This window comes from Lacimonas salitolerans, assembly GCF_042677865.1.
GTDB classification, from domain to species: Bacteria; Pseudomonadota; Alphaproteobacteria; order Rhodobacterales; family Rhodobacteraceae; genus Lutimaribacter; species Lutimaribacter salitolerans.
Genome location: NZ_JBHUDD010000132.1, coordinates 1 through 11,687 on the forward strand (window position 1 = coordinate 1; position 11,687 = coordinate 11,687).

8 protein-coding genes are annotated in these 11,687 nt (G+C 56.9%); all 8 read right to left on the minus strand.

Going from position 1 to position 11,687, the window contains the following annotated elements; genetic code table 11:
* Positions 1 to 80: 80 nt before the first annotated feature.
* The gene (locus ACFTOW_RS14480; protein WP_379916914.1) at positions 81 to 1,304 is read right to left on the minus strand and encodes a BamA/TamA family outer membrane protein; all 1,224 of its coding nucleotides are present in this window, start codon (positions 1,302 to 1,304) and stop codon (positions 81 to 83) included.
* A 23-nt stretch (positions 1,305 to 1,327) separates the two neighbouring features.
* Positions 1,328 to 2,989 carry an efflux RND transporter periplasmic adaptor subunit gene (locus ACFTOW_RS14485; protein WP_379916916.1) on the minus strand — a complete coding sequence of 554 codons (1,662 nt, stop codon included), beginning with the start codon at positions 2,987 to 2,989 and terminating at the stop codon, positions 1,328 to 1,330.
* Positions 2,990 to 3,204: 215 nt separating this feature from the next.
* Positions 3,205 to 5,292: a preprotein translocase subunit SecA gene (locus ACFTOW_RS14490; protein ID WP_379916918.1), complete on the minus strand. Its 2,088-nt coding sequence runs from the start codon at positions 5,290 to 5,292 to the stop codon at positions 3,205 to 3,207.
* Between the two features lie 3 nt (positions 5,293 to 5,295).
* Entirely contained in the window at positions 5,296 to 7,455 is a 2,160-nt protein-coding gene (locus ACFTOW_RS14495) for a biotin/lipoyl-binding protein (RefSeq protein ID WP_379916920.1), read from the minus strand.
* A gap of 75 nt (positions 7,456 to 7,530) precedes the next feature.
* Positions 7,531 to 8,373 (minus strand): efflux RND transporter periplasmic adaptor subunit, encoded by an 843-nt coding sequence (locus ACFTOW_RS14500; RefSeq protein ID WP_379916922.1) that lies wholly within the window; start codon positions 8,371 to 8,373, stop codon positions 7,531 to 7,533.
* Positions 8,373 to 9,962, minus strand: a complete 1,590-nt coding sequence (locus tag ACFTOW_RS14505; protein ID WP_379916924.1) for a TolC family protein — start codon at positions 9,960 to 9,962, stop codon at positions 8,373 to 8,375. The genes ACFTOW_RS14500 and ACFTOW_RS14505 overlap by 1 nt, the downstream gene beginning before the upstream one ends.
* Before the next feature lie 11 nt (positions 9,963 to 9,973).
* Entirely contained in the window at positions 9,974 to 10,306 is a 333-nt protein-coding gene (locus tag ACFTOW_RS14510) for a DUF3467 domain-containing protein (RefSeq protein ID WP_379916926.1), read from the minus strand.
* A gap of 90 nt (positions 10,307 to 10,396) precedes the next feature.
* Positions 10,397 to 11,687: hypothetical protein (locus tag ACFTOW_RS14515; protein ID WP_379916928.1), on the minus strand; the 1,291-nt coding region annotated here is incomplete at its 5' end.

Below are 11,687 nucleotides of genomic sequence, written 5' to 3' on the forward strand. Positions count from 1 at the left end.
CGCCTCACGTCGTGACAACAACATCTGGTGCGACCCTGAACAGGCCAGTGCGCCTTAACCCACACAAATCGCGAAGGGACCTAAAACTTTGAAGTGATACCAAACTGCACCTTTTGAACGCGATCAATGGCTTGCGAACGCAGTGGCTGGCTGAGCGACAGATTGACTTGGCCAAATGGCATTGCCCATTGCGCCGAAACCCCAGTTGATACGCGCAACTGACTGCTATTCAGGCGATCGCTTGGCGAAAACGCGGCACCCATATCCACGAAACCAAGTAGACGCAGCTTCTCCAGCTCGGCTGGATCATAAGCCAGCTCTATACTGCCAGAGAGGGCTTTGTTGCCACCAACCGTTCCGATAGTGCCTGCCTCTGTTTCAAAGCGCGTACCCCCCAGTGCCCCTTCAGCAAAGCCACGGACGCTGCCCGGGCCGCCAATGTAGAAATTGCGCAAAACCGGAAAAGCGTCGCCACTCAGGCCAACGCCATATCCAGCCATACCGCGCAAACCGATTGACCAGCTTTCACCCAGTTGTCGATGACCTTGATACGCCGATGTAAGCCGAAGATAGCGTGTATCGCCACCGACGCCCAACTCAAGTTCAAGCGACAGCATTTGGCCTGAAACCGTAAAATGCGTCCCTTGCCGGGTGTCCCGCACAATGCTTGTGACGACAGGCACAAGAAGACTTTTCCCACCATTCTTGTCGAAAGACGGACGCAACGGCACCGGCAACTGGCTGACATCATCTATCTTCACTCGATCAATAGCGAATTCCACATTGGCACGCAGGTTGGGGGCTATATCACGCCCGAATCCCAGTGAAACGCTGGTCCCAAACAACTCATAGCTTCCACCAACATAGGCAGTTGGCTTGCGGCTGAACGCATTGATTGTCAGGGCTTTTGTTACATTTGCGGCACTGTCATCCTCGAACAAAAGATTGAATGTTAGATTGCGCGAATAACGGCCCAGAGACAGGCCCAGCGACGCGTCACCTTCACCGCCAAAAAACCGTTCTTGCTCGATCCCGGCGGTTCCAACAAATCCATCCGCCTGCGTATACCAAGCCCCGAGAGAGGCGGCGCCATCAAAGCTTTCAAAGGGCGTCATCAAGGCCGCAGTGGGCGGGTAGACGAAAGCATCTGCCACTTGCGTCTGCTGCGTTGCGTCCGGCACCAATAATTCTGCTGCCCCCCCTGTCGCTGCACCATCCTGCGCATTCACATCGGATGTGATTGCAGTGCTGATGCCCAGCGCCAGCAGAATGGCCGTGATCGGTGTCTTTTTGATGGTTTTCATCGGTTCTCTCAATTTGGTTAGGGTCAGATCCAAAAGACCAGCCGGAGGTAGTCGAAAAGTCGGTGAGTGGCGATCCAGCCTATCGGACGCCAGCCTACTGAAACCTTCACAACACCTGTCATCCCCGGCAGCCACCATTCGGACGGGCTATCGGGTGGTGTCAGGCGGATCGGAAAGCGGTTCGCACCATCCTCGATGCGGGCGGCGGGGATGATCCGATCGACAAACATCTCAAACGTGTCTTTGGGTTGTGCGATAAAGGTCACGCGCACCGGCTGGCCCAGCGCAAGGCGGCTCAAATCTCGTTCATGGATCATGCCTTGGACATGCAACGAATTCAGCGCTGCCACGGTCAAGACCGGATCGCCGCGGCGCACGGCGCCTCCGATCTGCTTGCCGGGCTCCCCTTCGACGACAACACCTGAAAAGGGCGCATGTGCAACTGCCGAAGCAAGGCGGACATCCGTCTGTTCCAGCTTTACGCGCGTTTCAGCGGCCTGCGCTTCGGCGATCTGCATCTGTGGCAATTGATTCAGCGAGCGGCGCAATTCGGCCTCTCGGTCGGATTGCACCAGATCAGCCAGCAAAGCACTTTTCTCAAGCATCAATTCCTGGGTTGCCAACGAAAAGAGAGGCGTGCCAGCAGCCACAATATCGCCCTGTTCGGCATAACTTTCTTCAAGGAAGCCATCGAACGGCGCACCGATAAAAGCCATTTCATCGGCCTGTATCGTCGCGCTGCCGGAAATGGAATACGGCACCGGCATGGCCGCCAGCCCCCCCAGCAGCAAAACCAGCAGCGCTGCAAGCCGTCGTCCCGAAGTGGTGCGCGGACGCAGCGCGCGCGGCAGGCTGCGCATGATTTCAGTGCCGACACGAACTGGCAAGCGCCGCGCGCGGGCGGCTTGCCAGATAAGTGGTTGCAGCGCCAACTCGCATGCCAGCCGTAGCGCCCAAAGCTCTGCCGCGGAAAAAGAGGCGCGTTGGCGTTCCAAAGTTATCGCGCCCAAGCGGCTTTGGTCCGGTCCGCCTGCTTGGGACGAAAAGTCGATTAGCGGCAGCGTAATCATATGGCCAGGATGCTGAAGTCGCGCATAGTGATCATGCGCGCGGCTTACGGCTTTGCTGCGTCCTGGCCAGTGAATTTCTGTCTCTTGCGTCAAGGCTTCTTGGCCAGCCTCTTCGACCAGGGCTGACAATTCCGAGCGCCGATCCACTTTTTCGGCATGGCTGATCGCACGCAAGCGCAAACCACCTCTGGCCCGCCAAGTCACAGAGACCGTTTCACAAGCAAAGGTCTGTGATAACTCATTGGCAAGGATCAGGCAGGCAGCCTCGAAGGTGTCAGCCTCCAGTATCCGGCCAACAAGTTCAATCGACTGTGCAAGCCGCGCGGAATCGCGCTTGGCTGCCCGTGCGGTACGGACACGCTCATAGGCCAAGGGCAACCAGCCCGCGACCATCAGCCAGCCCAAACCGCGCTTGGGATCAGCAATGACTTCTGGCAGGGCAGCGACCAATACGACTTCCATCGTCGGGTCGGCAACTTGCAAGGCAACGACGCCAACTTGGGCGCATGGGGCACCCGCTTCGGCAGCGCCAAAGGCAACCCCGCCCATACGCGCTTCCGACAGCATTCTGGCAGGAACCAGAGAGCACAGTTCAGGTGCCGCCAGCAAGGACATCTCGCCCCCTGCGCGAACACTCTCCAGCACCTTCCACGCCCCACCCCCCGAAGGAGCAGCCTTGCGCCAATACAGGTAGCACGCGTCTGCCCCCGAGAGATCTCGTGCAATCTCTGCAAGGCGGCGCCAGTATTCCGTAGGGTTACCGCGAAAATCGGCAATCCCCCGGATGGCACCAAGTACAGAGTTTAACTGGTGTGAAGGAGCTGAAGAATTCATATGCCTGCCTTGTCTGATTCAATGTCGGCTTTCAGCATCTGAAGCCGCTGACGCACGGCAAGACGGGCCGCACGCGCTCGGACCTGCCTGATCATTGCAATCGCCATCGCGCCATTCAGGGGCGGAATGGCACTGCGTTGCAGTTGCCACAGCGCCAGCAGCGGGTGCGGCAGAAACCGGTGGATCAATTCTTCATCCAAGGATATGAACCGCCGATAGCTTCCCGGATCGCCTTGCCGCGCACATCGCCCAATCAATTGCCGGTCAATGCGTAGAAAATCGTTAGACTCTGCAACAATCACATGCAGGCCGCCTTTTTCGCGCACGCTTGGGTCCAGTTTTATATCTGTGCCGCGCCCGGCAAGGTTGGTCGCAATCGTCAACGCACCGCGTTGACCAGCGGCGGCAACCACTGTGCTTTCATGTTCGTTATTGACGGCGTTCAGCATCTTGATCGGCACATCGGGATGGGCCTGCATCAGATACGCGTGCAACGCCTCGGAGACACGCAAACTGCGCACACCAATCAGCACGGCGCGACCTGCGCGCGAGAGTTGCGCGGCCTCTGTCGCAATCGCGGCGAATTTGACCTGTTCGTTTGCAAAGACGCGCGTCGCCCAACGGCGGCGGCGAACCTTGCGATGTGTGGGGATTTTGAGTGTCGTCAACCCGTATGCGCGGGCAAACTCGCTTCGTGCCTCGCTCGCGGTGCCTGTCATGCCGCCCAACCGGCGGAACAGGCGAAAGAAGCGCTGAAAACTCTGGCGCGCGCGCACTTCGCTGAGAGGTGATATCTCCAACCCCTCGGCAGCTTCCAAAACCTGCTGCATGCCAAGGGAAAGAGTGCGCTGACGCGCCAAGCGCCCTGTCAACTCGTCTATCAGCACAACTTTGCCATCTTCGACAACAAAGTGGCGGTCACGTTCCATCATGTGGTCGGCATATAATGCCATCTGCACCAACTCTTCGGCACGATCACGCCGACGCCAAAAAGGATCAAGCTGTCGTGTCAGGCGGTGCAGCATCTCTTTGCCAGAGCTGGTCAATTGCACATCGCGCAACATGGGCCGGATACGGTAATCAGCTTCTGGTGTCAGCGCGCGCGCAAGGCGTACTGCCTCTTGTGCGGCATCAACCAACAAATCGTCTGGACGCTGGGCAGAGATGATCAGCGGTGTCAGGGCCTCATCGATCAGCACGCTATCGGCTTCATCCACGATCACTTGAAACAGGCCACGCGTGGTGACATCCGGCACGTCAGCTTGTGCGCCGTTGCGTGCGGCAGCAAGCGCAAAGCGAACACGAAACCCCCTTTGGCCAAGTGCCAGTTGATCGCGCAAGTGATCGGCCAGAAGATCCTTGGCCGTGGTATAGACAATGTCGTGACGATAGCCGACCGCGCGCGCCTCTGGCGGCGTGTCACCCGTGACCGAAGCCGCAGAGACCTGACACAAGGCGAACAGTGGCTGGCCAAGCTCTGCATCGCGCGCCGCCAGATAATCATTGGCCGTCACAACGTGGCACGGTAGCCCGCGCCAAGCGGCAACAGTCGCCGCGATGGCCGCGGTGATGGTCTTGCCCTCGCCTGTGGCCATTTCGGCCATGCGCCCTTCCAGCAACGCAATCGCCGCCATGAGCTGCTCTCGATGCGGGACAAAGCCATTCACACGGAAAACGGCCTCTGACACCGCCGCCAGTGCCACCAGATCGCCCATACCGACATCACGCGCCGCAGCCCGATGGGAAATCCGGCACTGATCCGCAACATCGCGCAGTGTTCCGGCGAACATATCTTCTGGCATTGCGCTAAAGTCTAATCGACGCTTCAGAACACGCGTTGCAAGCCTGCGCAGACGCGGCAATTGCGGACGCAGACCCGCCACATGGGCAGAAAACCCCATTCCAATACGATCAAGCCATGTCGGCGTCACCTCCCGGCGATGCGCCTCTAGCGCGCGCAAACGATCCGAAGGGAACTGGTCCACCAATTCGGTCTGATGCCACAGGCTGGGTGCCCCGGTTTCAGGGGCCCCGGTGATAAGTTGCGTCAGAAGCGACGGGCGAGGATGCGCTACAGTTTTCATGATCTAGATCTGGTACCTGCGCTGGAAGAACTGCTGCACTGCAACGGCGGCGCGCGCACCGATTGGACGGGGTGGCAGTTCGATCCGCACCCAAGCAGTTCTGCCGGTATAGACCTTGCCGCGCATCTGGGCTGCATTGGCACCATCGATACTGGCTTTCAGCAAAAAGAACTGCTCGACGCTTTCGCGGCCCTCGGGATCGCGGGCAGAAACGGCCATCTCGCCGCGGCCTTGTGCGCCCAGAACCGCCGAAGGCAGATCGCGCTGTGAATATGGAACGATCGTCACATCGGCGGTCTTGTGCAGAACACCGCGCGTGCCTTCAATACGCACCGACAAGCTGGGTGCTGCGATACTGCCCAAACCATGTGCAGATTCCTGACGGATCACGCCAAGAAACACATGCGATTGCTCATCTACAACATTACCAAAGCGATAGCCGCGCCCCACCCAAACGCCAAGCCGCTGGGCAGGGTCGTCGCCCACCCAGATGCCATCATGTGGCGCGCGGATCACCAGCGCCGCAAGCTGGTTCTCAAGGTGAGCGCGCATCGAGACAAGCATTGCCATACGTTCGCGCAGCGCTTCCAGTTCAACCGAACCACGGGTGATGGCCTCTGAGGCCTGCGCGCGGACGCGCTGCATTTGCGCCTCTACCGCCTCAAGTTCCAACTCAAGCTCTCGGTTATGCAAGGCAATCAGAACTTGCCCCTCTGCCACGGCACTGCCCGGCGCGACATGTACCGCAGACACCTGCCCCCCGGAGCGGGTGTGGATCGCGGTGTCGCGCGCGGCCTCGATCACGCCATCAAGCTGGCGGCTATAGGGTAAGGGCAGGAATAGGAAAGCACCAAACAGTGCCACAACGGCAAAGCCGCTTAGACGTATTTTTCTTGCATGTCGGGCCATGAACAGGGGACTCCGCATAGGGGTCAGGGCGTTTTGAAGGGGCTGAACCAGCGCTGTGTATGCCAGCGCAAATCCCACGATCAGACCAACACCAAAATACTGGTCGGCAACGAACAAGATGATCCCAACCATGATGATGGTGCGATAAATTGCAGAGGATAAGAAAAACGAAACCAGAAGCCCGCGTCGGCGCGCTGTCACAAGGCCGTCATCGGTGCGGTGTTCGCGCAAGAATACCCGACGCCAGAGTGTCTGAAAGGCGTTGCGCGATTCTTGATGCAGGTTCGGTTGGTCAATAAGATCGGCCAGAATGTAATAGCCGTCAAAACGCATCAGAGGGTTGATGTTGAATACCAACGTATAAACCGCCGTAACGAACATCAGGTTATAGGCCATTTCATTGACAAACCCCGGCGCGGTCCAAGCCCAGACAATGGTGGCAACCGCACAGGTGAAAATATCCGCGTAGATTCCCGCCGCCCCCACAAAGGCGCGCTGCCAGCGGTCTCGAAAGGCCCATGCCGCAGACACATCTGCATAGGGCAGCGGGGTGAACAGCAACAGCATCACCCCCATGGTTCGCACATGCCCGCCAAAATACTTGCATAGCGCGGCATGAGATATTTCATGAAGGCAATGTGTCGCAAATATAGCGAGATACAGAATGGGCAGGTTCACCGGTTGCAGAATTGTCTGTGCTTGCACCCAGATGCGATCACCCGCCAAAAAAAACTCTATGGCGCCCCACAAAACGACACATGCCACGAAAACAATGCCCAACGGGCTGTAGACGATGGAAATTGCGCGCTGGTTTCGACGCAAAAAAGGCTCCGGGTCCCACAGGGGGATGCGGAAGAACAAAAATTCCGAAATCCGCGCTGGTAGTTTTTTCGCTTTCTTGCGATGCGCACGATCAACAAGGCGCATCTCATCAACGCCGCCTTCAACATATAGAAGGTTGGCAGCATACAGCGCCGAGATCAACTCAAAGAACTCTTGTTGCCCAGGGGCCGTATCGGGGTTCTGGTTGATTGCGGCCCGCCATGTTTCATCAAGCGTGCGGTCGGGCGTCATGCCTGTGACCATATCGTGAAACTCTGGCCGCAAGCGAAAATAGCCGCCATGGCCAGCTTCATACAAAACATACCAAGGTTCGTCATTGTAGGAGTGCAGGCGGATCAGAACCCCCTGCCGCAGCCCCACACGCAAAGAGGCAATTCGATGCCATTGATCGTAAAAAGTGCGCGAACTCATCTTACGACCCAGCCAACATGACGGATCGTATCAGACAGGACAGTAAAGCATACACCCTTCCCATTGCTGCAAACCTTAGTTCAACACTAGGGTTGCGCTCAGTCCCGGACGCACATTGGCGGGTGGATCAATCAGATCGACCTTGACCTGGCACAGTCCGCTTGCGGGATCTATCACAGGCGACACGAAGCGCACGCGCCCATCCACGGTAACCCCTCGGCTACCCACGCGCACACGCGCTGAATCGCCACTGACAAGGACTTCAGCAATATCAACAGGTACGTTGGCCACGAATACAATCCGGCTTAGATCGCACAGCTTTAGCACCGGATCATTTGCCTGCGCACTTTCACCTGTTTGACGCAAAAGCGCGGTTACGATCCCCTCGGCGGGGGCATACAATGTTCTGCGCCGGATATTCTCGGCTGCTGTTTTGTAGTCAAGCTCCTCCATCGCCTCGGCTGCGTGCAAACGCTCCAGCTCTGCAAGCGAAAGCTTGTAGGCCATCTCTCGGTTTTGCACCTCTTCAAGGCTTATACCACCGCTGCGCTGATAAATATCTCTGGCCGCTTCAAACTGTATTCGCGCGGTATCGCGGCGCACCTCGGCGGCAATCAGCTCGGATTTGTTTTCCCATTGCAAGCGGCGGCGCTCAACATCCATCTGCTCTACAGATTGATCAAGCTCGATCAGGATGTCGCCTTTTGCGACAGTATCCCCCTCTTCAACATGGGTGTATTCGATCCGGCCGACCGTCGCGAATGACAGTTCCAGATCTGCAAGGCATTGGGTAAACCCGCGCACTTCCAGATTGCCCGATATGATCATATCATCAGTGAAGCTTTGCGCAGCGGTCGCGCCGAAAGCGGCGAAAACCAGCGCCCCGAAGACCAATGACAAGCTGCGCGCAAGGTGCATTATTCCAGCCCCACGCGCGAAAGCAGGGTGCCGGAAATTTGCGACGCAAGGTAGCTGGACATGTTCAGTTGTGCCACCGCGTCCACCAAAGCTTCTTGTGCCACCACGAGATCCACCTCGCGGGAAAGCACTTCGATCAAGGAACTCTGACCCGAGGCCATGCGCTGTTTTTCAGTATCAAGCAACGCCCGCTGTTCCTGCACAATGCCGCGTTGCTGCACCATCTGTTCATTCGAGCGATCAACAATCGAACGGATACCCGCCAACTCGCTCTCGATGCGCTGCAACGTGGCATTGCGTGTCAGCTCTGCTTGCTGAAGGCGCAATTCACTGGTGCTTAACTCGGCCTGACGCCGTATATCACCACCGATGCCGCGACGATACTCCAGCCCGACCCGCCATGACGCGTAAGGCGTCGGGCTTTGCAGATACCGGCTCAGCGGCTGGCGCGTGGCATTCAGGCTTTCCCGGCTGTATTCGACATTCAAATTCAACTCTGGCTTGGCCTGATTTTCGGCAACCGAGGTGTTGATCTTCTCGATCTCGATCAACAACCCGTTCACTCGCGCTTCCGAGCGGCGTTCAAACGCATCCTCAGCATAGGCCGGTGAAGCCTGCACAGTCAAACGCTCTGACGGGGGACGCAAAGCATCTCTTGGCAGCCAGCGCTGGCCATTTGACGCACCTGCCCCACCAAAGAATATCTGGAATGCACCCAGTTGTTCTTCAAGTTCCTGACGCCCCTGCGCCAACTGGGACTTTCGCAGGCCCAGCGCAGCAGTCGCCTCGGCCAGATCGCTGGACGAACGCAGACCGGACCCACGCTGTTTGGCAATTTCCGAAGTGAGCTTCTCAGCCAACCCCACAGCCCTTTCGCGCAGCACGACCCTTTCCTGCGCGCGCTGCACCAGAATATATGCGCGAATGCCTTCGAAAACGCGCTGCGCCAGCGTCAGTCGATATGTCTCTTGCGCAATATCTTTTTCGACCGAGGCAAGGCGCATCATCGCCTCTGTCACCTCGCGGCCAGCATTTCGCAACAAGGGCTGTTTGATCGCCACACCAAGAGAGCCGGTATACTCTGGAGAGTAGCTGTCCGCCTGCTGCTGCAAGGAATTTGTCAACCGGGCGGTTTCATAGAACAAGTCTATTTCCGCCCCGGTCATCTCCCGGAATGACAACCCAATTCGACCACTGGTATCGTTCGAGCTGTAGTCGTTGAACAAATTGTCAGTGCCTGCCGTATTATTGCGAACCCCCTCTTCTGCTGTGGTTGGTCTTAGCTTTCTATCACGATCAATTCGTATGTAGAATTCTGGCTCATAAACTGCGCGCGCTCCCCTCAGGGACTGATCGGCAATACGAGTTTCGAGTTGCTGCGCAAGAACCTGCTCGTCTACGCGCGACAGCATGCCCAGAAACTCGTCCAGCCCTATCGAACTGGGTGAGCGCGACACAGAAGTTCCACTCCCGACATTCTCTACGATTTGCCCCTCCGCTTGATGAGCTTGCGATAACATATGCGTGCCGCTGCATCCTGCCATCGCGACAGGCACACAACTCAACAGAAGAATGCTCAGGCTTTTCATGGTTTTGCCTCTCAGATGATCTTGCCGACCTTTTCTTCGTATTCACTCAGAACGCGCTTCAGCGTCTCTGACAGATTTTTGGCCACGGATGGCGTCAGAATAATCCGTGACGAAAGCTTGATGACGATCTCATCCCCGACAGTTCCCCATGTTTGGTTCACACCAAAAAGCAACGTCAGTTCATCCTTGCTCATGCCAACATTGGCGACATTGGCGTAATTCGACTGCATATTTGTATCGTCAAAGCGCACCTGGACATTGCGTGCGGCCCCTTCTTGCGTCTGTTCACCCAGAACTTCTGCATTTTCTATGTCCAGTTTGGTGCTCGCGTTTTTATCAGTCATGGTCTTCTCCTTGGTAGAAAGGCACATTTCATGCCAGTTTATGGTGTCCACTTACCCGTCGGGCGTTCGCACCGGGTGTTCTGTCTTCATTCACTCCGCAGCAATGAGCGGCAGATCCAACGCATCATCGGCCAGTTCCAGCGCGTCACGCACAACCGGGCGGCCATCCAGTCCGTCCTCCTGATCCGAATTCTGGTTGGATTCGTCATCCATCGGCAAAAGCCAATCGCTCAGGCTTGCATCTACTGGACCCATGTCCAGCCCGGTGTCTCCTTCCAGACTGAAGCTCGTATCCGGCAAGGTAATGGCACTTGCCATCGTAGCCTCGGCCCCCGTCTGAAGAATGTTCAACATCCTGCTGCCGCCGCCATGCCTGACCAGGTCTGACACGGTGATCGCCCGCACCTCTGAACCTTGCTTGGCGATACGCCCTTCACCGGCAACCATCCGCTCGCGCGCGCTGGTAGAAGAGCGCATCTCGGCCAGAACATCCATCAAAGATGCCGAAGCAACCTCCTCCTCTAGCGCCGAAGCGGGACGCAAGGCATTCACACTCGTCCGGCCACTCCCCAGCAACTGACTGATCAGTCGAGATGTCTGATTTCCCCATTGCTGGGAGAACGCAACATCATCAAGATTGTGGATCAAAAATATTGATTGGGATGGAAGGTTCGTGATCGAACCACGCCCCCCGCCCGCAAAATCATAACTCATGCGGTCATAGAATACTTTGCCAGCAGAGACCAGAACAACGTCGCCATCAGTGCGACTCTGAGTGGAACCAGTATTGGCAATACCTTCCTCGCCCACCGCAAAGCTCAGACGGTTCTGAATGTTGATCCCACCCGAAACCGAATTCAGCGCGCTCACTTCTGTCGCTGAAACATTCAGGTTTCCACCTGCCTGCCAAACTTCGCCTATACCCGTGGCAGCGCGCAACCGCAGAGTTTGTGTCTCGATATTATCAGCCTCGGCGGCGGTGTTGTCGTAAATAGCACCAAGATAACTTTTAATCTGGACCGATTTTTCGCCTACAATTTTGGTGATATATACGGAATCGCGAGTTATGCTTGCGTGTTGATACTCCGTTATGCTCGGAGTGCAAGCATATATGTCTTGGACAGAAACCTGAATTTCAGGCGCGCTCAGTAGGGTCGTCGGGCTTTTTGTCCGATCCTCAACCGAGAGGTCGAACATTAGGAATTGACCCGTATAAACAGTGGCAATGCGCAAGGTTTCGCCCGCCACAGCCGTGGAGTTGTCGCGCAGCGTCACGTCACCATTTTGCACGCAAACCAGCAGATCGCGGTCAGCTTTCATTGCCGTATCATCTCTTGCCGCAAGTGATCCCGTTCCAATATTAAGGGTCAGATCTTGACCA